This window comes from Gimesia aquarii (assembly GCF_007748175.1).
Taxonomy (GTDB): Bacteria; Planctomycetota; Planctomycetia; order Planctomycetales; family Planctomycetaceae; genus Gimesia; species Gimesia aquarii_A.
The window spans coordinates 2,774,051-2,800,014 of record NZ_CP037422.1 but is presented as its reverse complement, the minus strand read 5'-3'; the positions used below and the strand labels follow the sequence as shown (position 1 = coordinate 2,800,014).

The following is a 25,964-nucleotide window of genomic DNA, read 5'->3' as shown; positions in this document are numbered from 1 at the left end:
TTAATAAAGTTGTCTTTGATGTCTCGTTTTTGGATCAGTTCGATTTTGGGAGTATTGCTGGTCTTCTCCTGTTTGAGCAGAGGAGGCGAGGTACATGCGGAAATACTCCGGCTGAAGGCAACTGCTGTTGTTGACACGCCGGTTGTTCATTTAGGAGATATCGCGGACGTGTTAAATGCTGATATGGAGCAGATTGCACGCATGAAAGCGATGGCATTACAACCTGCGCCTCCACAAGGGCGAACGCAGGTGATTACGATTTCTCAGATTCGAAGTCGCTTACAAGCATTAGGAGTGGATCTTAGCCAACTTGAACTCACAGGCAAAAGTCAAGTCCGTGTTAGCTTGAAACAAGTAGATCGACCTGCACACCGAGTGCCTCTCGCAACCCAGCAGGAGATGAAAAAAGCAGAAGAAAAAGTTCAAAGAGTATTAGCAGATTGGTTAAAGAAAATTTTTAGAGATGCGAATCGCTTTTCTGTTACGATTCGGATCCCGCACGATGACGTGCAGATGATTCGTACAAGTAACCCCGCTTCTTATCGTTTTTCCAAGATCGACAGAATATTAGGCATCGAGCAGGAATTGACTTTGGACTTAATTGATTCCAAAGGAGCGGTCCGTCAGACACGCGTGTTTTGTCAACTCCAAAATATTCCTGAAATCTTGGCCGCAAAATATACCTTGAATAAAGGGACGGTAATCCGTGCCGATGATCTCATCTGGGTAAAACCTGAAAAAAATCAAACGGGAATCACTGATCCTCAACTTGTCATTAGCAGAGAATTAACACGCACAGTACATCAATCGCATGCAATACGCAGCCAGGATTTGATAGAAGTGCCTTTAATTCGCGATGGTGCCATCGTGACTGTATCCGCACGTCGTGGAGGGATTACGGTTAAAAGAGAAATGAGAGCCCGCGGCAATGGTGGTTTGGGAGATCCGATTACACTGATCGCATTGGAAGGCCGCGATCGATTGACGGCGACGGTATCTGGTTATAACCAGGCTGAAGTCAATTATCGGCCTGCAAATGAAATCCAACGCGATTCTAGAGTTCAATTTATTTCTGGTGCAACAGGATCAAGGGGTTCTATCAATCGCGGTGGAGTGCGTCGAAACCCTGCTCAATCAGTGATTCGAAGAGTAGGGGGGACTCGATGAAAAAAACGAATATGAGAAACTGGCCAAATCTGAGGGGGAACCAGAGAAATAGTGAGCAAATCTGCCAACGCGATTGGATGTTGGCAATATTACGGGAGGCGATTTCTCTGGGATGTATCGTATTGTTATGTACTTCGGTTGTGCAGGCACAGTCTCCAGCAGTGCAGGCAAACTCGGCCACAACAATACGATCGTCCCAGGGTACTTCCACATCTGGTACTGAGAAAGAAAAGCAGCCATCTCAACGCAGACGATTAAGAAAAACGGAAAGGATTGCCGCTCAAATAGATGATTTCGGTGCTGTGTCTGAATCAGTTCAAGTGACAGAGTCGCTGGCGAATACATTTGGCCAAGGAGATTTATATACGTATTCCCCCAAACCTCCACTGATTAAGGATTATTCGTTGATTTATGTTCCACCCTTGGAACCTATCGTAGTGAAGGTCCACGATATCATCACTATCTTGGTTGATGAAAAGTCGAGTGTGACTGTTGATTCCCGTTTTAATCGAAATCGAACTGAAATATTGAAAGCTGAGTTGAAAGAATTTTTACGAATTGATCAGAAAGGAAATTTGGCCCCTGCTGCCTTGAATAGTCCCAAGATCGATGCTCAGCTGCAAGGACGTTTGCAAAGTACAGGGCAGTTGGCGGATCGTGAAGGAATTCAATATCGAATTGCGGCGATTGTGGTTGATATTCGTCCGAATGGAAATCTGATTCTGGAAGCGCGAAAAAGTATTCGAACAAATCGTGATGTCTGGGAATATCGTTTAACAGGTGAAATTCGCAGTAAAGATGTGAATCGTGACAACACGGCATTAAGCGAGAATATTGCCAATTTGGATATTGTCAAACATCAGAGAGGTAAAGTCTATCAGAGCACGAAAAGACCATGGGGGGTTGTTTTGTACGATTGGTTCTTTCCTTTTTAATCCCAGTACCTTTTGTTGATCAATCACGAGAAGATATTATGCGAGCCCGGTTATTCAAATCAGTTGCTTTCTTGATTGTTTCCATGGTCACCCTGCAGTGTTCTATTGCAGATTTGTGGGCACGTACACGCGTCGAAAATATTTGTAGCGTTTATGGAATGAAGGAAATCAAACTCACAGGCATGGGTCTGATTGTTGGTTTGGACGGAACGGGTGATGGAGGAAAAAATCTTCCTGCGATACGAAGTTTGGCGGCAGCTTTGAAACATTTAAATAACCCTGTCGTTGATTTAAAAGACCTATATGCAGCCAACAATGTGGCACTCGTTATGATTGAAGCCACGATTCCAGCCAGTGGCATCCGTAAAGGCCAAAAACTGGACTGCTTTGTCAGTTCGATGTTGGGGGCCAAAAGCTTGCGAGGCGGACGTTTATTAGTTGCACCAGTTGCTACTCCTGAAATCGGTAACGGAGTGGGAGCTGGGCTTTGTTCGGGAGCTGTCATTTTGGAGGATGAAACCTCGCTCGCGACGGGGAAGATTATTAATGGTCTGGTTATGGAACGGGATTTCGAACTTCCCTTTATTGACCGTAAAACGCGTTCTATTACTTTACTCATCGATAAGCGACACGCAGGTTTTCATACCGCCAGTGAAGTCTCACGTGTGATTAACTCTGAGTTTAGTTTCGAAGCCGGAAATCGACAGTTGGCGATTGCACAAGGGCCAGGTAGGGTCTTTATTAGAATTCCAAAACAATACACAGAATCTCCAGTCGAATTTATTGCGGCAGTAATGGAAGTGGGGATTGACCGCCCTCATCAACAGGCCCGTGTGGTCGTCAATCCAAAATCACAAACCGTGGTCGTTACCGGTGAAGTTGAAATCAGTCCGGTAGTGATTTCGCATAAGAATCTTACTGTGGGTGTTGGTAATGCGGCGGAGGGGGGGATACCAGGAGGCTTTGTACCCATTGTTGGTCAGCAAGGTCAACAGAGTACACAACGTTTGCAGCAATTAGTTGAGGCGTTAAATCAATTGCGAGTTCCCACAGAGGATGTGATTAGTATTATTCGTGAGTTGCATCGATCAGGAAAACTACACGCTGAGTACGATGAGCATTAATCTTAACGACGGAATTTTGTGCTATTTGTTTTTTATTTTTAAAAGGGAAAACCAGTCATGTCCCCCGTGTCTGCAATTCAACCAGCAATCAAGCAAACATCGCTTACTAAAAACGAGGCAAATGCGCCCACGCAGTTAACTCAGACAAAGAAAAATTCTTCTGAGTTGAAAGATGCATTTCAGGATTTTGTAGCGGGGACTTTTTACAAGCAAATGTTCAAAGCTTTAAGGTCTGGACAAAATAAGCCCGCATATTTTCATGGTGGACAAGCTGAAGAGCTGTTTCAGTCTCACATGGATCAACAAATCTCCGAAGATCTGGCCAAGCAACACGGCAGTGCCTTGTCGGATACCCTCTTCACCTCATTTGCGCGGCAAATGAATGCAATCTCTGTCGAATCGTTGAATCTTTCTTCTAGCACAACGTCATAAAAAATAAGAGTTTGCGCATCTTTGAAAAATTCTGACTAAATCAGACGCGAGAGATGGTCCGATTATGTCGATTATAACGATAGGCGATTTTCACCGCTCGCGAGGGCGAATTATGTAATCAGGGAGAAAGGGGGCTCCCATGCATGCAGAACAGACTGCGTCTACGCAGACCACTCAGCGGCAGTTATTAGGACAAACAGTTGGGATTCTAAATGATTTAGAACCGATTCAAAAACAACTGCTTAATCTCTATCAGGAAAAATCGAAAGCACTCAAGCAGGTCGATGTGGCATTGATCGAACAGTTGGGAGTTCTTGAAGAACAGCTGACTCGTGACCTTCAATTTGTGTTACTCAGACGGCAGCAACTGCTACAGGCAGCAGAACAGCAGGGGCTCCCTGCCGATTCGATGCAGAATTTACTCTCCGGGTTAGGTGTAGAAGAATCGAATCCTATTTTTCAACGCATTTATGATGCGCAAGAGCGCTCACAGGCTTTAAGGCATGAAAGCTGGGTGCAGTGGATCGTCTCGCAGCGATCCTACCACCATTATTCTCAGATTTTGGAACTGATTGCCCACGCGGGGAAAAAAGTACCTACTTACTCTCGCGGTCAAAATGAAAACAATACAGGGGGAGCGATTTTTGACGCATCAGCTTAACTCAGTTTTATAAAGAGCTGAATTTGATGTGTTAAATTCGCGTAATTTTTTACGGGATTGTTGACATGGGACTTAATGCAACGCTAGCAATGGCCAAGCAGTCGCTTGAGATGTTTGGAACTGGTATTCAAGTTGCCGGTCAGAATATCTCAAATGCGGGGACTCCCGGTTATATCCGCGAAGAAATGGTGGTTAACGCCGCTGATCCGTTTCGACAGGGTGCGCTTGTTCTGGGGACCGGAGCAGAAATCTCTGGAATTCAGCAACAGATCGATTTGTTCCTGGAAACGCGTATTCATTCAGCCAATACGGAATATTCCTCAATTCAAGAACGGAATCTGATTTATAAACAACTGGAGAGCGAATTACGAGAATTATCAGAGGGAGATCTTTCAACTGGACTGAATGATTTTTTGGCGACAATCAATAATGTTGTGAATCAACCTGGTTCGATTCCCGATCGTGAGTTTGTGATCAACGAAGCTGAAAAGTTCGCTGCGGAAATTAATTCACTCCGTTTAAGAGTGAATGAACTGAGAGAAGTACAATCGGTTAACGTTGAAAATCTGGTGAAAGAAGCCAACGAACTGATCGATACAATCATTGATCTGAACCCAAAGATCTCCAGGTTGGAAGCTTCCGGTTTATTACAAAGTGATGCGGGTGGTTTGAGAACGCAACGTTATACAGCGTTGAATCGTTTATCAGAGTTGGTTCCCGTTCGCTACCGAGAACGAAATGACGGTGCAATTGATGTTTTTACCGGCTCCGATTTTCTGATATTAGCAGGAACTTCTCAACAACTGACATTGCAAACTGACACAGATCGAGGTGTCGTTGTACACGAAGTGTCACTCTCACAGACCAAAAGTACGATCTCACGTACAGGTGGAGAACTAAAGGGGATTATCGAAGGGCGGGATGATATTCTCGGTGGGTTTGTGGATGATCTCGATACGTATGCATCCAACTTGATTTTTGAGTTCAATAAAATTCATGCCTCAGGTCAGGGTACCGCTGGTTTCGAGCAATTAACTTCTGCATCCCGCGCGCTTGATCCTACTGCGACGCTCAATTCCTCTCAGTCAGGCCTGCCTTTTCAGCCTACGCATGGCAGTTTTCAAATTAAAGTCACTAATAAAACAACCGGGCTTACTAATACTTCAACGATCAATGTTGACTTGGACGGAATTGGCGCGGATACCACATTAAACAGTTTGTCAGCAGCCATTGGAGGTGTTGCCAATTTGAGTTCCTCAGTGACAACTGATGGACATCTCACAATTACTGCCAGTTCTGACTTTGAGTTTCAATTTGCCAATGATACGAGTGGTGCTTTGGCTACGATCGGGATCAATACTTTATTTACAGGTAGTAATTCCAACGACATCCAAATTAATTCTGTAATCAAACAGAACCAACAATTTTTAGCAACAGGTCAGGGGGGAGGCCCTTCTGACGGTAGCAATGCGGTTTTATTGGCTGCGTTTGCTGAGAATCCCATCGATGCTTTGGGAGGCATTAATCTGGATGGCTACTACGAAAAAGTCGTAGCAAATGTCGCACAGTCTTCTGCTTCGGAAGCAGCACTCTCTGAAGGAGCACAAGCCTTTAGAGAGTCTTTGTTTGGACAACGTGAGCAGTTTTCCGGAGTCAGTATCGACGAAGAAACCATTAAGGTCTTAACATTTCAGCGGGCGTTTCAATCTGCTGCCCGACTGGTTAGTACAGTCGATGAACTATTTACGATTCTACTTAATATCTGATTAGAGCAACGTTTTTCAAATTTGTTTCAAGTTCCTTTTGGTGTAATGAACAATGAGTATTGGTCCTATACTGCCAGGCCGTCTGCCTTCTACAATGCTCTCTGAAAGGTTGAAGGTTTCGCTGAATGACAATGCATTAGAATTAGCGAAACTTCAGCAACAGGTCTCGACAGGGCAGAAATATACTTTAGCCAGTGAATCGCCTGGAGCGGCGTTACGTACAATTATCTTACAGAGCACGTTTGAACGCCAGCAACAATATCAGACGAATATCAACACTAGTGCCAGTTTATTGACGGCGAGTGAGGCGGCTTTGCTTGGTGTGGGGGATGCATTGAATCAGGCAAAATCTCTCTCGCTGACAGGCATCGGTAATACAGTGACGGATGCTGAGCGACTTGCTTTAGCCGACGAGATTGTCTCTTTACGAACTCAGGTTCTTAACATCGGTAATACAGAGTTTCGTGGTCAATATCTTTTTTCAGGTAGTCAAACAGGAGTGGCTCCGTTTGAAGAACTGGCGAACGGCCAGATTGTTTATCGTGGTGACACTCACGAAATTGAATCATATATTGGTTCACAAGTATTACTGCCAAATAACTTTGACGGGATTACGGCGTTTTCAGCAAGCACACCTGAAGTGGGTGACGATATTAATCCTGCGTTGACTCTCCAAACCAAAATTTCTGATTTACACAGTGGGAGAGGTTTGAGTCAGGGTTCGCTCACAGTGACGTTGGATAATGGAACTCCTCAGACACAAACGGTGGATCTTTCCGGCGCGGAAACAGTCCAGGATCTCAAGACACTTTTAGAAGATGCATTTGCAGCAGGGCCATTGACTTTAACTGTCGATATTGACCCCGCGAGTCAAAATGGACTCCGTTTGACCCCTTCGGCTGGTACAGTCGCTGTATCGAATTTGGCAGGTTCCACTTTGGCGACCGATTTGGGAATTGCCAGTGCCGCGGTGGCGCAAGTAAACGGGACTGATCTTGATCCGGGTATCACATTGCAAACGACATTGGCTTCGCTCAATGGTGGCACAGGAATTGGCACGACTCTCGGTAAAGGACTGGTGATCAATAACGGTGGCAAAACGGAAACGATTGATCTTTCTACCGCGAACACGATTGAAGATGTGTTCAACCTGATCCGCACACTCGATCCAAATTTGAACCTTGGGATAAATAAAAGTCAGAATGGTTTAGCGATTTCCAGTCGCATCAGTGGCGCCGACTTCTCAATTGGCGAGAATGACAGTGGAACCAATGCTGCCGGTTTGGGAATTGCAACTTTTTCAGCAAGTACTCCACTTTCCGAATTGAATTATGGGAGGGGCGTTGATGTTGATTCTTCCAATCAACTCCAAATCATTCGCCGTGATGGATCGACGATCGATATTGATCTTAGTGGTTCAGTCACGGTTCAAGATGTGATAGACAAGATAAATGATTTCGAGACGTTTGATGGGACTACGTTGCTGGCGGACTTGAATCTGGGACAGGGGGTTCCCGTTGGTGCAACAACTTTGGACATTACTCGTAGAGATGCTTCGGTTGTAAATGTCAACTTGGCTGGTGATACTACCGTTCAAGACGTATTGGATTCGATTAACGCCGTTGATCCAGGCAATCTGGTTGCCAGTATTGATCCAACAACAAATGCCATCCAGATCACTGACAATTCTGGTGCGGGACCATTAAGCATTGCCAGTAATGTGGTTTCGGAGGCCTTGGGACTGGCTGTCACTGAACCGGGAACAAACAATGCGATTCCATTACAAGGGAATTTTATTCCTATTCAGCTCCAGGCAACACTGAATACAACAGGCAATGGCCTTACCATTTTTGATGGATCAGGAACGGGACAATTGGAAATTCCTCCGATTGAAATTGCTTTCGCACTAGGTATTGCGGGTGTGGAAGCTGGCAATGACCCATTGGTCGGGCTGGTAGGTAAAGAGCCCAACCCATTGGAATCCAAAGGAGTTTTGAGCCTGCTTTCTCGATTGGAAACCGGTTTGAGAAATGGCAATGATCAGGAAATTGAGCGGATCGGCGTTTTGATTGAGAACGAAATTGGTCGAATGACTCGCCTCCGAGGTGATATTGGTTCGCGCCTCAAGGTCCTGCAAGAGGCTGATAACCGACTCAAAGATCAAGAAGTGGAACTCAAGGATTCAATTTCGAAGGAATTTGAAGCAGACCTGACTGAAGTGATTGTTGAAATTACACAACGGCAAACGGCTTTCGAGGCGAATCTACAGGTTACCTCTCAGGCTTTACAATTGACATTACTGTCGTTTCTCTGATCTCGTTCGTTGAAGTATTCCTGAGACGCAACTAAACCTGAGCGAAAAAGTGGCTTTTCTGAGCTTTTTTGCAGTCCAGCTCAAATTTTCCGTCTCACATAAGTTGAAGATGTGCGTTAAAAAGGTTACTGTTATCCGCTCCCCTGCGGTTGGTATGCGCTCATTTTGCAGGCGTTTTCTAGTCAATTGGCAGGAGTTTGACTACAATCTAACATGCCTTTTAGAAGTGCATTTTGATATAAGTCTTTAACATTGAATCGTTTACGTTTGAGGAAATACTGGTGTCTACGACTAAAACCTATATGGCGAATGCAAAAACAATCGATCCTCAATGGTTCGTTGTGGATGCAGATAACATGATTGTGGGGCGGCTCGCTACGAAGCTTGCTACTGTTTTAATGGGTAAGCATAAGCCAAGTTATACCCCTCACGTTGATACCGGGGACTACGTAATCGTTGTAAACTGTGACAAGGTAAGGTTTTCTGGCAAATCACTTGCTCATGAAACTCATCCCTATTTCTCGAAGAAGATGTTACAGAAGACCTACTCCTCATATAGTGGTTATCCCAGTGGTTTGAAACTCGTATCCGCAGAAAAGAAGCTGGAGCGTGGTCAATCGACTCAGGTCCTTTCTGAGGCCGTTCGGCGGATGCTCCCCAAAAATAAGCTGGGCCGCCAAATGTTGAAAAAACTGAAATTATACGCAGGACCTACTCACGAACATCAATCACAAAAGCCTCAAGACATGCCAGACTACCTGCTGCCGTAGTGCTTTATGTTACGTGAATGAAACTAAAAACTTCTCTACTTATCCTTTTTTCAGAATTAAAAAGTAGTTAACTGTTATGGAAAATGAGACTCCGGAAGAAGACACAACACAAGAAACGCCAGAAGTAGGAGCTGCTGAGCAAGCAGCGGATCTAACAACAGAGGAAACTGTTGATTCAGGTGTTCCGGAATTGACCCTGGGTTCTACTCTGGCTTCAGATGTTGAAGAAGAAGACGACGTTGTAAAACCAGAACCGATTATTCGAGGAAAACTGGATAAGCACGGCGTCGCGATGGGAACAGGTCGTCGTAAAACCGCAGTGGCACGAGTTCGTATTAAGGCAGGTTCCGGAAGCCTGACGATCAATGGGGTTTCTCTGGATGACTACCTCAAAGTTGAGCGCGACCGGCAAATGGTGGAAGCTCCTCTCAAAGCAACTGAGACATTTGGTAAAGTCGATGTCTGGGTACGTGTAAATGGGGGAGGAACAACAGGGCAGACGGGGGCCATCGTTTTGGGGATTGCTCGTGCTCTCGAAGCCTACAATAGTCAGTTCCACGAAACTTTGAGTGCCGGACGATTCCTGACACGTGATAGTCGTATGGTGGAACGTAAGAAATTTGGTTACAAGAAAGCACGTAAGAGTTTTCAGTTCTCCAAGCGATGATCTACATGTCGTTATTTTCAGACGACGCTCAAGTTTGTTGTCTGTATGAAGTCATCGACACCCTGACTGGTGACCTATTCCAGTGAGGGTGTTTTTTTATCGCAATTTTCTGCTGATTTGTATCTGGTGATCATATTCGTTGAATTTTCAACATCTTGAAAGAAAGGGGCATGAATAATGTATGGGCGATTATTGCTTCCGGAACTTCAAGTACTATTGGACGAAAATGATACTGCAGGAATCAAGGAATTTTGCGATGCCCTTTATCCTGCAGTGACGTCAGAGATTCTGGAAGAACTTGAGAGTCAGGATGTCTGGCGTGTGCTCTCTTGTTGTGAGCCTGAGAAGCAGGCTGAGATATTTCAGTTCCTGGCCTTACCACAACAGATTGAAATTGTGGACGTGATTGAGCGTGGCCCGCTTTCGAAACTGATTGAAGAGATGGCTCCCGATGACCGCGTCGATTTATTATCACGGATGGATGATGAGCGTGTCGAGGAACTCTTGCCTTTGATAGCACAAGCGGAGCGGAGCGATATTCGTAAACTGCTTTCTTACCCGGAAGATAGTGCCGGCGCCATCATGACGACGGAGTATGCTTCACTACCAGAAAATATTTCTGTGGCACAGGCACTGGAAAAACTGAGATTGCAGGCACCGGACAGCGAAATTATTTCCTATATTTATATCGTTGATGAAGGGCGTCGCCTACAGGGAATTGTGTCTTTGCGCGAATTAATTTTTGCCCGTCCGACTCGCCCTTTGTCAGAATTGACCAATCGGGATGTGATCTCTGTGCGTGTAGATGATGACCAGGAATTTGTAGCCCAGCAAATGGCAAAGTATGACTTTGTCGCAATTCCTGTCGTTGATCACCAGAACCAACTAGTGGGAATTGTGACGCACGATGATGCCATCGACATTATGCAGGAAGAAGCGACCGAGGATACTTATCGATTGGCGGCTGTCGAACCGTTGGAAGACAGTTATCTCTCCACATCGTTACGGACTGTCGTTCAGAAACGAATTGGCTGGTTAATTTTTCTCCTGGTTCCTTCATTTTTGGCTGCGAAGGTGTTGCAACATTATGAAGGGTTATCGGACAAGTATGAATGGCTGGTTTTATTTATCCCACTCATTCTCGCCAGTGGTGGTAATGCCGGTTCTCAGTCAGCAACTTTGATCATTCGGGCCATGGCACTGGAGTCGAATATCCCGCAAGGTGATTTGACTGCGCTATTGCGTAAAGAAATCCAACTGGGGCTGATGTTGGGAGGGGTTCTTGCTTCAATCAGTTTTATCATTGCCTGGGCTTTTACCGCGTACCTCATTCAGGCAACTGTAGTGGGATTGGCTGTTTTTTTAGTCGTATTGATGGGGATCTCAGCGGGTGGCATGTTGCCAATGGGATTCCGTCGGTTGGGTATGGATCCGGCGCTGATGTCGAATCCCTTTATCACGGCACTGGTCGATATCTTGGGATTGGTGATCTACTTCCAGGTAGCCATTTATCTGGTAAGTTAAGATTCTTATTGTTTTAGTGCCGAACTGAAGTGGTTTCAGACTTTTTTTTGATCGGATTCAGTACTCAGCGCCTTCAGTTCAATCCCCATCATTTTCATCAATTCCAGAGCATTGCTGTGTTCGACGATTCCAGGCCGCATGCGATAATCAAAAGTCATTTCGCCATCAATGAGCTGGTCTTCAAAATGAACGTTCTTTGCCTGATTTCCGAATTGGGTCGTAATTTCTGTCAGTGCCAGATCGTGAGTTGTGACGATTCCAATTCCCCCTCGTTCAATCAGAGTTTCAATCACACTTTGCGCACCTATGCGGCGATCATGGGAATTGGTGCCTTGCAAGATTTCATCGAGTAAAAATAGAACAGGCATCGGATCGTCCGCCAAATGGACGACAGCCGAAAGTCGTGCAACCGATTGATAGAACAGCGAGGCTCCCTGTTGTAGCGAATCTTGAACTCGCATCGCAGTTCCTGCCTGCATTGGCGAAACAGTGAACTTAGCAGCGCGTACTGGCGCCCCGATCATTGCAAGCACGAAGTTTGTACCTACTGTTCGCATCAGTGTGCTTTTGCCTGACATATTCGAGCCACTAATCATGAGCAATCGATTGTCTGCATTCAATGTCACATCGTTGCGAACGACCTCTTTGAGTGGGATTAAGGGGTGTCCCAGCTCAGTTGCTTCCAGACATGGTCCGACTTCTGATTCAATAATTTCAGGAAAAGGATCTTCGGGATGTTCGTAAGCGTACCCGGCGAGTGAACACAAGGCTTCGAATTCTCCAACGGCTGACAACCAATCGGGGCAATGTGGTCCTATGTGAATGATCCAACGCTGGATGGCGTAAACGTAGTGAAAAGGAATCCCCAATAAGATGGCTAATGGAGCAGAAAACTGATTACGAAAACAGTTATTCAATCCCTGAATCTGTCGGCGTAGTTGAGCAATACTTTGTGATGGAGGAATCCCGTCTGTTTCTAATGCTGAAACGATGGCTTTTAAATGAGGGGCTTCAAATTGTCTTTGTTCTATCAGTGACAATACATCCGAGAGTACCGCTAAGCCGTTACGGACTTCATCAGTCTGGTTCAGTAATTCGCGGATTCGAGGTCCGATAAAAAATAATAAGCAGACCTGAATGATAATTGCGACACAAATGGGGGCGATGCCGGTATAGGAAAGCATCCAACTGATGACAGTACAGGCAGCAAAGATGCCCATAATTACCGATGCCCATTGTAACGGAGCGGGAATTGTTGTCAGCGGTTGTTGCACCCACTCTGATAAATGTGTTTGCTCGATATCGTTGTGGACTTCCGCTTCCAGCAATTCAAGTTCTTCGCGAAAATCTAACTCGTTTCGAAGTTCTTCAACGGCTTGTTGGCGTTCTTTGATTTCCTTTGTTGAAGCAGGAGAAAGTAACCAGCGTGCCAGTGTCTCTTCACCCAGTTTGGTTCGCGCGCTGCACATGAGCTGAAAGAGTGATCCTCGCCCGAGGAGATCGAGGTCACCGGCATACATATGCTGTGGATCAAAAAATTCCTCACCCGTCGGACGGACATCGACCCATTGATCGTTCAGACGATCAAGTGAAGTTCGGTAATACGCTTCTGCAAGTCGAGCTTGTCTCAAACGACGAACACAGCGTGCGTGTAAAATAATGAGCAAAATAAACGTCAAAATGGGAAGCCAGATCAACTGTAAGCTGAAAAGTCCCCAGATTGTAGATGCCATTAAGATTGCCACCGCGGCTAGAAATACGAAACCTCGCAGATTTGAATAGAGGTCGCTTTGTTTTGTGAGTGCTCGTACCTTGCTCGCACGACTCTCGAGCCGTTGTTCGTATTCTAATTGGGGGGATTGCTTAATTGGGGAAGGTTGCATGGAGTTAATATTTTATCGAGAACGCCCATCTGGAAAAGCTCACTTCTAACCTATTGGAGGTTTCATTGCCAGCGTAAACAAAGAGGAATTCTTGTTTGCAAAGACTCTCCGTACAGTGTAAAAAAAGTGGATACTTACTTTTTTATAGGAAGAATGCTCAGCATGGAACAGATATCAGTCATAGATACCCACCAGCATCTCTGGGATTTGGACTTGTTTCAGCTTCCCTGGCTTGAACTCCCGGGCATCTCGTCTTTACGACGTAGTTTTCTAATGTCTGATTATCTCGAAGCAACACAGAATTGCGGCATCGCACAAACTGTGTATATGGAAGTGAATGTTCATCCGGATCTTCAGCGGCAGGAGGCAAGGCACGTATTGGAATTATGCAGTCAGGCAGAAAATCCCATGTCGGGGGCTGTGATTGGTGGGATGCCGGGAGAATCAGGCTTTGGTCAATATCTCGAAGAATTTGCTGAGAATCCATTTCTGAAAGGAGTCAGGACGGTTTTACATGATCCAGACCGACCACAAGGTATGTGCCTCAAACTACAATTCAAGGAAAATATCAAACTGCTTGGAGAAATGGGCTTGAGTTTTGACTTGTGTATGCGACCAGGAGAAATTAAGGATGCAGTTGAATTGGTTGATGCCTGTCCGTCAACCCGTTTTATTGTCGATCATTGCGGCAATATGAGTGTGCAGCCTCATGAGCAGGACAGTCGTCCTGAGTGGGAACAGGGAATGCGATTACTGGCTGAACGTGAGCAGGTCATGTGCAAGATTTCGGGAATCGTGGTGACGGCCACACCTGGAGTATGGCAACCCATTGATTTAAAAGAGAATATTGATTTCTGCCTGGACACATTTGGAGAAGACCGTGTATTTTTTGGAGGCGATTGGCCCGTCTGTACGCTGAGTGCAACATATGATTCCTGGTTCAACGCATTGAAGTGGATTGTTCGGGAACGTTCTTCCACATTTCAGCAGAAGTTATTTCACGATAATGCACAGGCCTTTTATGGCCTCAATTCTCTATAATTTTTCTTGTGAAAAATCTTCCAGGAATTCATCACTTTCGATCATATCCAGGCTGGGACCGGTCTCTTCCTTGAGGTCTTTGGATCGATAGTAAAGTTTAACGGGGATCTCTTTGAAAGGAAGTTGCTCACGTAAAACACCGCTCAGGTAACGTTTCCAGGATTCGGTGAAGAGTTTAGAGTCGTTGCACTTCAGTACGATTGTCGGTGGTTCGGTAGCCACTTGTGTGGCATAAAATATTTTGGGGCGTCGATTTTTTGAGTAGGGTGGTTGATTATTATGGATTGCTGCGCGAACGATTTTATTCAAGCGTCCCGTCGAAATTCGGAGGCGTGATTGTTTATAAATAGTTTGTGCCAGATTAATAACTTGTTTGATGTTTCGCGAATCACGGGCGGTCACAAAAGCTACAGGAGCATGTCGCATTGTACGAAACTCCGAGGTTAAATACTCATCCCACTTTTCCGACGTCATTTGACTTTCGCGTCCCAGATCCCATTTATTAATCACAAAAATACAAGGCTTGTAGTTTTCGTCGATTTCGGCGACCAGTTGTTTGTCGACTTTGGAAATCGTTTCCTGGGAATCAAAAAACATCAACACTACGTTGGCACGCCGGATACTGCGTTTGGCACGTGCCAAGCCATAGTATTCGATATCGTTGGCCAGGCTTTTTCGTTTGCGGACTCCAGGGGTATCTATGGCGAGGAAGGATTTATCGTCAAATTCAAAACGAATATCGACACTATCCCGGGTTGTGCCGGCAACTTCACTGACAATCATTCTTTCTGATTCTGCCAGTGCATTAATAAAGGTACTCTTGCCTACATTGCGTCGCCCTACTATGGCAATTTTCAGTTCCGGCTCGGCTGAAAGCGCTTCTCCCTCTGTTTCTTCGAATTCTTCAGCAGGTGGCAGGTGATCGAGGAGGGCTTTAACAAGTTCTTTGCGGTTCCGATTTCCTTTGACGCTGGTTAAGACGACCGGTGCATTGGTCAGGCGAAAGAATTGTGCCGCTTCATCATCTGTTTTTGTTGAATCACATTTATTGATACAGAGGATTTTTGGTTTTTCTATTGACCGTAATCGTTGAGCGACCTCTTCATCCAAATGGGCTACTCCCATTGTGCCGTCGACCACAAACAGAATCAGGTCTGCTTCGTCAATTCCCACTTGAATCTGGCGTTCGATATCTTCTGATAAATCATCACTGTCAGTAATGCCAATTCCACCTGTATCAACCAGCTCGAAGTAACGATCTTGTTCGTTCACCAGATACGTCACACGATCCCGGGTGACACCTGCCGTGGGGTCGACGATGGCAACACGATGGCCGGCAAGCCAGTTGAAAATTGAACTTTTGCCAACATTGGGACGTCCCACAATGGCAATTTTGGGTACAGCCATGATTTACACGTTTTCTAAAGAATGCGTTCTTGCGTTTGAAATCAGACAGGATCGGTTTTGCTCTCTTGATTTCCCAACACAAGGCTTGTATTCCAGAGTGTGTTGGTATCAGAATTAGATAGAGCGTCCGTCGATTCAGTTTTTTGGTATTATATGCTAATTCACTCGTCAGTGCTCATGTTGGGCCGCAGTTTATAGAACCCTGCTGGCCATTTTGACGGTCGTAGCAATTTCATCGACAAAGTCAGATTTCTATAGGTTATCCAGTTGGCAGCGGTTTGTTAATCTACTGGAGTGATACGTTTGGGAACTTCCAGTGAAATGACAGCATTTGAACAAGAATTGGCTATTTGGGGGCCTAAATCCAGCTATTTTCAGGGAACGGATGCTCTTGTCGGTTTGCAGCAGGCTCAGGCCTACTGTCGGAAAATCGCTTTGGGACATTACGAAAATTTTCCCGTTGTTTCCTGTGCCTTACCACGTTATTTGCGGCAGCACTTTTTTAACGTGTATGCGTTTTGTCGTTGGGCTGACGACTTGGGTGACGAAGTTCAGGAAGCAGAGGCTTCCCTGGCTCTGCTCGCCTGGTGGCGGTCACAATTAACCAGCTGCTATCAGGTGCTTTCTGGTTCTTCTGAGGATGGTCAACACTCTGTACCCCGCCTGCATCCTGTGTTCGTTGCTTTGGCTCCTACAATTCAGGAATTTGAACTGCCTCAACAAGCGTTTGATGATCTGATTCAGGCATTTGAGCAAGATCAGCATGTTGTAGAATATCAGTCGTTTGAGCAACTGCTGGCCTATTGTCAAAAGAGTGCCAATCCTGTGGGGCGACTTGTGCTCCATCTTTGTCGCACTGTCTCACCAACTCATTTGGAGTGGTCTGATTCCATCTGCACCGGGTTGCAACTCGCAAACTTCTGGCAAGATGTTGCTCGCGATTTTGCTATCGGACGAATTTACCTACCTGTAGAAGACCGTGAGCGATTTGGCTATACCAGAGCACAATTAGAACAAAACGAGTACAATCAGCAATTCCAGCAACTCATGGATTTCGAAGTCCAGCGCGCGCGGCAGTTTCTTTTAGATGGCCTGCCGTTGATATCACATCTGCCCGGACGATTACAAATTGATATTGATCTGTTTGCGCGAGGTGGTCTGAAAATTCTGGATCGTATCGAACGTTTGCAGTTTAATGTTTGGCAACAGAGGCCCGTTCTAACACGCTTCGATTTTGTAGTGTTGTTACTAAAAAGTTCGTTCAGGCAGTTTGGGGGTATGCGGCGTTAAACAACAAGGCTTCACACATTTTTAATCCTTTTCTGTTCTGGGATTTGCAAAGTATATTTTGTTTCAAACCATCTTTGCTCGCTCTCAATATAGCGTCTTCTTGCAAGCTGAACGGGCTTTTTAAACTTTGACGATTAGCAAGTTGAGAAAAAAATCTTTTGCATTTTTTCATCACCTGTCGATTGGATTTGCATGAAAATTGTGTGTAGTTTCTACAAATAAAGGGTTTTCTTGAGTCTCGTTAATGATTCTTGACATCTTTGGACGATGTCCAATATTTAGTATTGACTACTGGAATATACACACTATATTGGGTATTGTGAGTGAGTGACTCAGACAAAACAATGTACAAAAAGTGATGTCTGAGTCGAAATGAACGTTGGTTTTATCGAACCTCGTGATAGTGGTTTTTTGAATAGATTCGGCCTGCTTTGAGTCTCTGATAAGAGCGCCCGCAGTGCCTATTTTTTAATTGAAAAACGAATCTTTCACAGTTCGATGGACTAGTGGCTCTCACATTTTCAGATGGTATTCAGAAATCGAATTTCAGATCAGTGAGGGTTCGTAAGAGCAAAGGGAGTTGCCAGTTCATGTATGAATCTGTCTACGCGCCCCTTTCTCTTCATGTTTCCCATCTTGTCTGTGACACCATTTCTGATTATCTGATCTGAGAGCACCATTTGTGGGAGCACTGATTGATGACAGTGTTCCTGTATGAATGTAATTAAAGCTGCTGTCGGCATGGACGCAGCCAGATTTTTAGTATTCCATTTTAAGGAGGCAATCGAATGATTCGAGCGCAAACAGAATGGATCGTCACGAAGCGTGGAGGTAGAAAAGCCTCATTTGATGCTTCACTGATCGGTCGGGCAATTTCCAACGCGTTCCGCGCGGAACTGAATCTTGCAGAAAATCAGCCACTTGATGATGAGATCCGGATGGAGATTCCGGAAATGGTTGAGTCGGTTGCCAATGAAATAGCATCAGCAGCCAGTAGTGAATCTGGTATTGAAGTCGAAAAAATTCAAGATGTTGTCGAGATGACACTGATGCGACAGGGGCACTATCGAATTGCCCGTCGTTACATCGTTTACCGTGCAGAACGCGCCAAGTTGCGTGCATTACGGGCTACAGATGATCTGGTAGAAGAGTCGGAAACAATCAAGTCGGCGACTCCCCGATTTCATGTTGTTCTCATGGATGGCTCAAAGGTCGCCTTTGATGAATCACGTATTTTGGCTCGTCTTTCAGAAGCTTGTCGCGGTTTGGGAGATATCTGCTCGGCTGAGGAATTGCTGGAAGAGGTGATGCGTTCTATTTTCGATGGGATTTCTGTCGGAGAATTGTATCGCGCCATGATTTTGGCTGCCCGGACGCGCATCGAGTGTGACCCTGCTTACGATACCGTAGCCTCGCGATTGATGTTGAAGATTATCTATAACGACGCTTTGGGAAATGCGCCCGCTGACGTCGATGAATTAAATCAACTGTACGTGGATCGTTTCGAACAGTTTCTGAGTGATGGAATTGAAGCAAAGCGACTGACTCCCGATCTGAATAAATTCGATTTAAAACGGATCAGCGACGCTCTGAAACCAGAACGGGATCACCTGTTTCAATACTTGGGGCTACAGGCGATTTTTGATCGTTATTTATTGCACATTGATGGGCGACGTATTGAAACCCCTCAATATTTCTGGATGCGTGTTTCGATGGGACTTGCTATTCAGGAGTCAGAAGATGCGACTGGACGCGCGATTGAGTTTTATAATATTCTCTCCACGTTCCGATTCACATCGGCAACGCCGACACTGTTTAACTCTGCTACGTTGCACCCCCAGTTGAGTTCCTGTTATCTCTCCACAGTCAATGATGATCTGGATCACATTTTCAAATGTGTCGCCGACAATGCCAAGCTGTCTAAGTGGGCCGGCGGTCTGGGTAATGACTGGACTCAAATCCGGGCAACAAATTCGCACATTAATGGTACGAATGGGCAAAGTCAGGGAGTGATTCCATTCCTGAAGGTCGTCAACGATACAGCTGTTGCCGTTAACCAGGGAGGCAAGCGCAAAGGCGCTGTTTGTTCCTATCTGGAAACATGGCACATGGATGTCGAAGAGTTTCTCGACCTGCGTAAGAATACAGGTGATGATCGACGACGTACCCATGACATGCATACTGCTAACTGGATTCCCGACCTGTTTATGCGTCGTGTACGTGAAGATGGCGATTGGACTTTATTTAGCCCTGACAGTGTGCCTGATCTGCATGATCTTTATGGTCATGCGTTCGAAGAGCGTTATGTCGAATATGAAAAAATGACAGAGACCGGTGAAATCGATTTCTTCCGTCGCGTTTCGGCTGTGGAACTGTGGCGTAAGATGCTGACCCGTCTGTTCGAAACAGGTCATCCCTGGATTACCTGGAAAGATCCTTCTAACCTGCGTTCGCCTCAGGATCATGTGGGGGTTGTTCACAGCAGTAACCTGTGTACTGAGATTCTGTTGAATACATCACGGGATGAAACCGCGGTTTGTAACCTGGGTTCGGTAAACCTGAAGTTGCATATTGTGGATGGTCAGCTTGATCTGGGAATGTTGGAAGAGACCGTTCGTACTGCGATGCGGATGCTCGATAATGTGATTGATATCAATTACTATCCGACTCCGGAAGCACGGAATTCTAATACCAGCCATCGTCCAGTTGGGCTGGGAGTGATGGGCTTCCAGGATGCTCTTCTCGCGCAGGGAATTAGTTATGCCAGCATGCAGGCTGTTGAGTTTGCCGATGCCAGTATGGAAGCGATTTCTTACTTTGCAATTCTGGCTTCTTCCGAATTGGCGGGAGAACGTGGTAGCTATGGGTCTTATACCGGTTCTAAATGGGATCGTGGCCTGCTGCCGATTGATACGCTTGATCTACATGAAAAAGAACGAGGATATCCAATTGAAGTGGATCGACAGACCCGCCTGGACTGGCAGGTTGTCCGGGATGCCATTGCTCAAAAGGGGATGCGTAACAGTAACGTGATGGCAATTGCTCCCACAGCCACCATCTCAACGATCATTGGTGTTTCTCAATCGATCGAACCTTCCTACAAACATTTGTATGTGAAGAGTAACTTGTCTGGAGAGTTTACTCAGGTTAATCGTCAACTGGTTGATGATTTGAAAGAGCGTGGACTCTGGGACCCAGACATGTTGGAAGCACTCAAGTATTATGATGGCTCAGTTTCAGAAATTGATCGTATTCCCGATGATCTGAAAGCCCGTTATCTGACGGCATTTGAAGTCGATCCTAAGTGGGTTATTGAGTGTGCCGCCCATCGCCAGAAATGGATTGATATGGGACAGTCACTGAATTTGTATTTAGCAGAACCCTCCGGCAAAAAGCTAAATGAAATGTATATGCTGGCTTGGGAACGTGGGTTGAAGACGACCTACTATCTGCGAACGCTGGCAGCCACTCAAGTTGAGAAATCAACTGTGGATGTTAATAAGTTTGGAATTCAGCCTCGCTGGATGAAAAGCACAAGTGCATCAGGCGATATTCAGGTTGATCGAGAGGCGGCAGCAACGCTGGTGACTCCTGGTGAATCCTGTAATCTTGATGGCGATTGCGAAGCGTGTCAGTAATCGTAAATTTTGATCCTCAATTCAATTGTGCTCACTTTAAATTTAATAATGGATTTTAAAGAGGTGTTATGATGACAATTCTCAATGCAAATACAGCTTCTTCAACATCGGTTCCTCCTGTAGGCGATACTCCGCAGGGCCGTTTCAAAGCAGATAATAAACGACTGATTAATTGCTCTCAGGTCGACGTCAATCAATTGATGCCTTTAAAGTATCATTGGGCCTGGGAACATTATCTCAATGGTTGTGCCAATCACTGGATGCCCACCGAGGTCGGAATGACCAAAGACATTGAGATGTGGCGTTCCAATAAACTCAGTGAGGGCGAGCGGTTCGTCATCATGCGAAACTTAGGTTTCTTTGCGACAGCTGAGAGCCTGGTAGCAAACAATATCGTGCTGGCTATCTTTAAGCATGTCACTAATGCCGAATGTCGCCAATACTTACTACGTCAGGCTTTTGAAGAAGCCGTGCACTCTCATACGTTTCTGTATGTTGTAGAGAGCCTTGGACTCAATGAGTCTGAAGTCTTCAACATGTATCATGAAGTTCCCGCGATCGCCAAAAAAGATCAGTTGGAAATGGAATTGACTTCTGAAATTCTCGATCCCGAATTTACGACTGATTCTTTTGAAGGGACACAGGCCTTTTTGAAGAATCTGATCGGTTATTATCTGGTCATGGAAGGACTTTTCTTCTATACCGGTTTTGTGATGGTCCTTTCATTCCATCGCCGTAACATGATGACCGGCATTGGCGAACAGTTTCAATATATCCTTCGGGATGAAACGATTCACTTGAACTTCGGCATCGATCTGATCAACGGAATTAAACAGGAAAACCCTGAAGTCTGGACTCCTGAATTCCAGCAAACCATTATTGACCGCATCAAGTATGCTGCTGAGTTGGAAATTGAATACGCCAAGGATTGCCTCCCAACCGGAATTCTCGGGTTGAACGGCGATCTGTTCCGTGAATACGTGCAGCACATTGCTGACCGTCGACTGGAGCGTATTGGCCTCCCTCCCCAGTACGGTTCTTCGAATCCTTTCCCCTGGATGAGCGAAACAATGGACCTTTCTAAAGAGAAGAACTTCTTTGAAACCAGAGTAACGGAATATCAAAGTTCTGGTTCTTTAAGCTGGGACTGATTCAGCAGTTATAAGCATCATGGGCTCACTGGGATGGTGAGCCCATGATGACGAGAGAAGGGGCTACTCCGGGTGGTCCCTTTTTTGTTTGTAGAAAGATCAAATAAATTATTGAATGCTCAGGTTGACGTAATACAGCGTCCTTGTTAACCTCATCCCACTTGAAGCTGCTGGGGTGCCTTGCCGGTAAGCCCGCTTCTACTCGCCTTTTCGTTTTCACAGGAAAACAGGTATGATTCTTTACATGCAGCGCATTCATTGGTGCGATCGACTGTATGTCTCACCCGAATATAGACGGGTTGGAGACGCAGACGAGTCAGAATCTGACCATTGCTCGGTCTAAAACGACACCTCCTTTGCGCGCATAGTGCTCTTGAGATAATCTGTCTCAAATCTCTTTGATTGTAGTGCCAATCGAGCCTGGTTTTGAGAAGTATGTCTTATAAGAGTTGCTAAACCATGTCTGTTCCTGCGCGTTACGGATAAGAACCTGGTAACCAATTTGAACCGGGTATTGTCTAAAAGGTGGTGCAATACTCTGCCATAGTTTATCTGCTTTGGTCAGAGTCTCTTTATATTTTTTATCACGGTCTGTGAAAACAGCGATCGTCTCTGCGCGTCGTGCGCTAAGCTCGTTGCAAAAAAATCACAGACTCGTTCACGCTACCGGTGCGCGAATTCCAAAGTGAACTGTATCGGTAACTTCGTTTCAAGAAATCATCAATCAAAAATAAAGGAGCCAACGCATGGCTATTGCAACAAATCTTGGATTTCCCCGTATTGGAGCCCATCGCGAGTTAAAGCGGGCTATTGAAAAATTCTGGTCCGGTAAAATTGAAGGCGCAGAGTTACTAGAAGTTTGTCGCGAACTGCGGGCTGCAAACTGGAAACTACAGCAGGCCGCAGGCATTGAACATATTCCATCGAATGATTTTTCGATGTACGATCAGGTGCTTGATACGTCGGCGATGGTGGGAGCTGTTCCGAAACGCTATCAATGGTCAGGTGAAACTGTCGATTCTTCGACTTACTTTGCGATGGCCCGTGGTGGAAAAGGAGGAAAATCGGTTGCGGCATCAACTGAAGGTGTTTCCGCGTTAGAAATGACCAAGTGGTTTGATACAAACTACCATTACCTCGTTCCCGAATTTGAGGCACATCAGGAATTCAAGCTATCATCCACCAAGCCCGTGGACGAATACCTGGAAGCCAAAGCATTGGGTATTGAAACAAGACCCGTATTACTGGGACCTGTTTCATTTCTGTTACTCGGCAAGACCTGGGAAGAACAGATTGATCCCTTGAGTCTGTTGGATCGTCTGTTACCCGTCTATGAAGAGGTGCTTTCGCAACTGAAAGAAGCTGGTGCAGAGTGGGTACAGATTGATGAACCTTGTCTGGTGCTCGATCTAACAGAAGCCCAGCGTAAAGCTTTTCAGCAGACGTATGATCGTCTGTGCAAAATAGCTGGTGGCTTAAAAATTGCTCTGGCCACTTATTTTGGTCATTTGCGAGATAACCTGAAGACAGCAGTCTCACTTCCGGTTGCTGCACTCCACATTGATCTGGTACGTGCGCCAGAACAATTAGATGAAGTTTTAGACCAGTTGCCTGCAGAAACATTACTTTCAATTGGCGTGATTGACGGTCGCAACATTTGGAAAAATGATTTCGAAAAGTCATTATTCCTTATTGAAAAAACGATCAACCGGATTGGCTCCGAACGAACTTTGATTGGTCCCTCGTGTTCTTTATTACACAGTCCCGTTGATCTCGACAATGAAACGGATCTGGATGTAGAGATCAAACAATGGTTGGCGTACGCCAAGCAAAAGCTGCAGGAAATTGGAGTACTGACTCAATGTGTCAATCAAGGCAATGAGAGTGTTGCCAATGCTTTGGCTGAGAACCATGCTGCGATGGAAGCCCGCCGTACTTCTCCCAAAGTTCATCGGCAGGATGTGAAGGAGCGTTGTGCTTCGGTGACGGAATCAATCCTGAAACGCCAAAGTCCTTATGTTGATCGATATAAAAAACAGGTGAAAACATTGGGACTTCCACTCTTTCCTACCACCACAATCGGATCGTTTCCTCAGACAAATGAAATTCGTAAGGCACGTGCCGCTCACAAAAAAGGGGAACTTTCGGATGCAGATTATGAAGAGTTTCTGAAAACGTGTATTGCCAGAGACATCAAATACCAGGAAGAGGCAGGGCTTGATGTGCTCGTGCATGGTGAAGCCGAACGAAATGACATGGTTGAATATTTCGGGGAGCAACTGGAAGGATTTCTGGCCACACAGAATGGCTGGGTGCAAAGTTATGGTTCCCGTTGTGTGAAGCCACCGATCATCTTTGGTGACATATGCCGCAAAGGGCCAATGACCATTAAGTGGTCGCAATATGCTCAATCTTGTACAAATAAGTTGATGAAAGGAATGCTGACTGGTCCTGTAACAATTCTACAATGGTCATTTGTACGAGATGATCAGCCTCGAAGCGAAACCTGTCAACAAATCGGACTTGCCATTCGAGATGAGGTGCAGGGATTGGAAGCAAGCGGGATTCGGATCATTCAAATCGATGAGCCAGCTGTACGTGAGGGGTTGCCTTTGCGTCGCACCGATTGGGATGCCTATTTGAAATGGGCCGTCGATTGTTTTCGTCTGGCTTCAGCGGGAGTAAGGGACGAGACACAGATTCATACGCATATGTGTTACTCTGAATTCAATGATATTATTGAAGCCATTGCTGCCCTGGATGCAGACGTGATTTCCATAGAAACATCACGTAGTAATATGGAATTACTGGATGCATTTGTGCAATACAAATATCCCAATGAAATTGGACCTGGAGTATACGATATTCATTCACCACGTGTTCCGACGGTCAAATGGATGGAAGATCTGCTTGAAAAAGCGTTAGATGTTCTGGAGCCTCAGCAGATTTGGGTCAACCCAGACTGCGGTCTAAAGACTCGCAAGTGGGAGGAAGTAGAACCATCATTGAAAAACATGGTGGAAGCTGCCAAATCTCTACGCGAAAAAGTGGCTACGGCTCACTGATATCATTTTTAGGAATTTAAAGCCTGTCGCGGTCATCAGACCCGGAATGCTCATTGTGAGGCATTCCGGGCTGATGTTACAATGAATGGCTGATTTCACCTTTTTCTCGTTGAGATAATACCGATAGATTCATGAAAAAAATCAATTCCAAACTGATCTTGATTCTGCTGGCACTCTTAGGGAGTGCAAGTTGCGATTACCGGACGGCACAACAAAACTCAGCCGTTGATGAAACCGCACCTGCATCAACAGAACTGCAGATTGTCTCAAAGTTTCCTGTGACAGTGAAGGATTCCGAAGGGATAGAAACGAGCATCGCTCAAGAACCGGTACGGATTATCTCTCTGCTTCCTTCACATACTGAAATACTATTTGCCATCGGTGCGGGTGAGCAAATGGCAGGTTGCACTACAAACTGTGACTATCCTGAGGAAACTCAGAATTTAAAAAAGGTAAGCCTTTCGAATCCGGGAAGTATAAATCTGGAAACTCTGGTTGCGTTAAAGCCGGATCTGGTCTTATTGGGGGGAGACTACCATCAGCGCATCCGCGAACAACTATCAAAACTGAAGATTCCTGTGTTATCATTTGAATCACAATCGATGGCTGAGATTGAACGTTCGATTCGTGGTCTGTCCCGTTCTACTGGGCACGTCGATGCAGGAGAGAAATTAATTCAGAAGCTTCAGCAGGAAGTCGCATCTATACAGCAGAAAGTAAAACCCTATCAGAAAGAAGGTCGGCCGCGTGTGTTCTATCAAGTCTGGGATCAGCCCCTCATGACAGCCGGACCAACGTCATTCATTGGTGAGATTATTAAACTGGCCGGAGGAGACAATATTTTTGATGATGTCGATCTTCCTTACCCTCAAGTGAGTGAAGAAATTCTGATTCAGCGGAATCCGGATGTGATTCTTTTACCACGCTCGAAAAAAGACCACTCCGATGCCACGGAGATCGTAAAAAAATTGAGCCAGCAACCGGGATGGAAGCAAATGAATGCAGTCAAAAATCAACGGATTTATCTTATTGAGGAAGATTTTATTTCGAGACCTGGTCCACGTGTGGTACAAGGATTACAGAAAGTGGCTCAGGCGTTGTACCCTGAAGCATTTCAGAAATAGTTAAA

General features: G+C 45.5%; 18 protein-coding genes. 16 read left to right on the top strand and 2 right to left on the bottom strand.

The features are described 5' to 3' along the window. Positions 1–18 precede the first annotated feature (18 nt). The 10 genes from flgA to mgtE all read left to right on the top strand — a co-directional run bounded on the left by flgA (position 19) and on the right by mgtE (position 11,360). The gene (flgA, locus tag V202x_RS10995) at positions 19–1,167 is read left to right on the top strand and encodes a flagellar basal body P-ring formation chaperone FlgA (protein ID WP_145174289.1); all 1,149 of its coding nucleotides are present in this window, start codon (positions 19–21) and stop codon (positions 1,165–1,167) included. Beyond that, a complete protein-coding gene (locus V202x_RS10990) occupies positions 1,164–2,102 on the top strand; it encodes a flagellar basal body L-ring protein FlgH (protein ID WP_145174286.1) in 939 nt (312 codons plus the stop codon). The genes flgA and V202x_RS10990 overlap by 4 nt, the downstream gene beginning before the upstream one ends. Positions 2,103–2,140: 38 nt before the next feature. Next, positions 2,141–3,226, top strand: a complete 1,086-nt coding sequence (locus V202x_RS10985; RefSeq protein ID WP_145174283.1) for a flagellar basal body P-ring protein FlgI — start codon at positions 2,141–2,143, stop codon at positions 3,224–3,226. Positions 3,227–3,283: 57 nt separating this feature from the next. Beyond that, a complete protein-coding gene (locus tag V202x_RS10980) occupies positions 3,284–3,658 on the top strand; it encodes a rod-binding protein (protein WP_145174280.1) in 375 nt (124 codons plus the stop codon). A 139-nt stretch (positions 3,659–3,797) separates the two neighbouring features. After that, entirely contained in the window at positions 3,798–4,319 is a 522-nt protein-coding gene (locus tag V202x_RS10975) for a hypothetical protein (RefSeq protein ID WP_145174278.1), read from the top strand. Between the two features lie 65 nt (positions 4,320–4,384). Beyond that, the gene (gene flgK, locus V202x_RS10970) at positions 4,385–6,085 is read left to right on the top strand and encodes a flagellar hook-associated protein FlgK (protein WP_232098944.1); all 1,701 of its coding nucleotides are present in this window, start codon (positions 4,385–4,387) and stop codon (positions 6,083–6,085) included. Positions 6,086–6,137: 52 nt separating this feature from the next. After that, positions 6,138–8,399: a flagellar hook-associated protein FlgL gene (gene flgL, locus V202x_RS10965; RefSeq protein ID WP_145174276.1), complete on the top strand. Its 2,262-nt coding sequence runs from the start codon at positions 6,138–6,140 to the stop codon at positions 8,397–8,399. A 302-nt stretch (positions 8,400–8,701) separates the two neighbouring features. Further along, a complete protein-coding gene (gene rplM, locus V202x_RS10960) occupies positions 8,702–9,169 on the top strand; it encodes a 50S ribosomal protein L13 (protein WP_145180532.1) in 468 nt (155 codons plus the stop codon). 76 nt (positions 9,170–9,245) lie between these two features. Further along, complete coding sequence (rpsI, locus tag V202x_RS28115) at positions 9,246–9,836, top strand: 30S ribosomal protein S9 (RefSeq protein WP_409996675.1); 591 nt, start codon at positions 9,246–9,248, stop codon at positions 9,834–9,836. A gap of 177 nt (positions 9,837–10,013) precedes the next feature. Beyond that, a complete protein-coding gene (gene mgtE, locus V202x_RS10950) occupies positions 10,014–11,360 on the top strand; it encodes a magnesium transporter (RefSeq protein WP_145174273.1) in 1,347 nt (448 codons plus the stop codon). A gap of 35 nt (positions 11,361–11,395) precedes the next feature. On the opposite strand, the gene V202x_RS10945 is transcribed toward mgtE, so the two are convergent. Further along, a complete protein-coding gene (locus tag V202x_RS10945; protein WP_145174271.1) occupies positions 11,396–13,243 on the bottom strand; it encodes a MutS-related protein in 1,848 nt (615 codons plus the stop codon). A gap of 162 nt (positions 13,244–13,405) precedes the next feature. On the opposite strand from V202x_RS10945, the gene V202x_RS10940 reads away from it, so the two are divergent. Then, positions 13,406–14,284 carry an amidohydrolase family protein gene (locus tag V202x_RS10940; protein ID WP_145174269.1) on the top strand — a complete coding sequence of 293 codons (879 nt, stop codon included), beginning with the start codon at positions 13,406–13,408 and terminating at the stop codon, positions 14,282–14,284. Here the strand turns inward: V202x_RS10940 and der are convergent. Continuing rightward, positions 14,279–15,691: a ribosome biogenesis GTPase Der gene (der, locus tag V202x_RS10935; protein ID WP_145174268.1), complete on the bottom strand. Its 1,413-nt coding sequence runs from the start codon at positions 15,689–15,691 to the stop codon at positions 14,279–14,281. The genes V202x_RS10940 and der overlap by 6 nt on opposite strands. A gap of 321 nt (positions 15,692–16,012) precedes the next feature. On the opposite strand from der, the gene hpnC reads away from it, so the two are divergent. From hpnC to V202x_RS10910, 5 genes are all read left to right on the top strand, one after another. Further along, complete coding sequence (gene hpnC / locus V202x_RS10930) at positions 16,013–16,981, top strand: squalene synthase HpnC (RefSeq protein ID WP_145174266.1); 969 nt, start codon at positions 16,013–16,015, stop codon at positions 16,979–16,981. Between the two features lie 788 nt (positions 16,982–17,769). Then, entirely contained in the window at positions 17,770–20,619 is a 2,850-nt protein-coding gene (locus tag V202x_RS10925; RefSeq protein ID WP_145174264.1) for a ribonucleoside-diphosphate reductase subunit alpha, read from the top strand. A gap of 71 nt (positions 20,620–20,690) precedes the next feature. Beyond that, on the top strand, positions 20,691–21,770 hold the full coding sequence (locus V202x_RS10920; RefSeq protein WP_144991115.1) for a ribonucleotide-diphosphate reductase subunit beta: 1,080 nt from the start codon (positions 20,691–20,693) through the stop codon (positions 21,768–21,770). Positions 21,771–22,516: 746 nt separating this feature from the next. Next, the gene (gene metE, locus V202x_RS10915; RefSeq protein ID WP_145174262.1) at positions 22,517–24,835 is read left to right on the top strand and encodes a 5-methyltetrahydropteroyltriglutamate--homocysteine S-methyltransferase; all 2,319 of its coding nucleotides are present in this window, start codon (positions 22,517–22,519) and stop codon (positions 24,833–24,835) included. Between the two features lie 131 nt (positions 24,836–24,966). Next, positions 24,967–25,959, top strand: a complete 993-nt coding sequence (locus V202x_RS10910) for an ABC transporter substrate-binding protein (RefSeq protein WP_145174261.1) — start codon at positions 24,967–24,969, stop codon at positions 25,957–25,959. Positions 25,960–25,964: the final 5 nt, after the last annotated feature.

Coding starts and splice junctions, on each gene's coding strand:
- flgK (WP_232098944.1), top strand. CDS start 4,385: ATGGGACTTAATGCAACGCTAGCAATGGCCAAGCAGTCGCTTGAGATG.
- V202x_RS10985 (WP_145174283.1), top strand. CDS start 2,141: ATGCGAGCCCGGTTATTCAAATCAGTTGCTTTCTTGATTGTTTCCATG.
- flgL (WP_145174276.1), top strand. CDS start 6,138: ATGAGTATTGGTCCTATACTGCCAGGCCGTCTGCCTTCTACAATGCTC.
- hpnC (WP_145174266.1), top strand. CDS start 16,013: ATGACAGCATTTGAACAAGAATTGGCTATTTGGGGGCCTAAATCCAGC.
- V202x_RS10920 (WP_144991115.1), top strand. CDS start 20,691: ATGACAATTCTCAATGCAAATACAGCTTCTTCAACATCGGTTCCTCCT.
- V202x_RS10980 (WP_145174280.1), top strand. CDS start 3,284: ATGTCCCCCGTGTCTGCAATTCAACCAGCAATCAAGCAAACATCGCTT.
- rplM (WP_145180532.1), top strand. CDS start 8,702: ATGGCGAATGCAAAAACAATCGATCCTCAATGGTTCGTTGTGGATGCA.
- V202x_RS10925 (WP_145174264.1), top strand. CDS start 17,770: ATGATTCGAGCGCAAACAGAATGGATCGTCACGAAGCGTGGAGGTAGA.
- rpsI (WP_409996675.1), top strand. CDS start 9,246: ATGGAAAATGAGACTCCGGAAGAAGACACAACACAAGAAACGCCAGAA.
- metE (WP_145174262.1), top strand. CDS start 22,517: ATGGCTATTGCAACAAATCTTGGATTTCCCCGTATTGGAGCCCATCGC.
- flgA (WP_145174289.1), top strand. CDS start 19: ATGTCTCGTTTTTGGATCAGTTCGATTTTGGGAGTATTGCTGGTCTTC.
- V202x_RS10940 (WP_145174269.1), top strand. CDS start 13,406: ATGGAACAGATATCAGTCATAGATACCCACCAGCATCTCTGGGATTTG.
- V202x_RS10945 (WP_145174271.1), bottom strand. CDS start 13,243: ATGCAACCTTCCCCAATTAAGCAATCCCCCCAATTAGAATACGAACAA.
- V202x_RS10910 (WP_145174261.1), top strand. CDS start 24,967: ATGAAAAAAATCAATTCCAAACTGATCTTGATTCTGCTGGCACTCTTA.
- V202x_RS10975 (WP_145174278.1), top strand. CDS start 3,798: ATGCATGCAGAACAGACTGCGTCTACGCAGACCACTCAGCGGCAGTTA.
- mgtE (WP_145174273.1), top strand. CDS start 10,014: ATGTATGGGCGATTATTGCTTCCGGAACTTCAAGTACTATTGGACGAA.
- der (WP_145174268.1), bottom strand. CDS start 15,691: ATGGCTGTACCCAAAATTGCCATTGTGGGACGTCCCAATGTTGGCAAA.
- V202x_RS10990 (WP_145174286.1), top strand. CDS start 1,164: ATGAAAAAAACGAATATGAGAAACTGGCCAAATCTGAGGGGGAACCAG.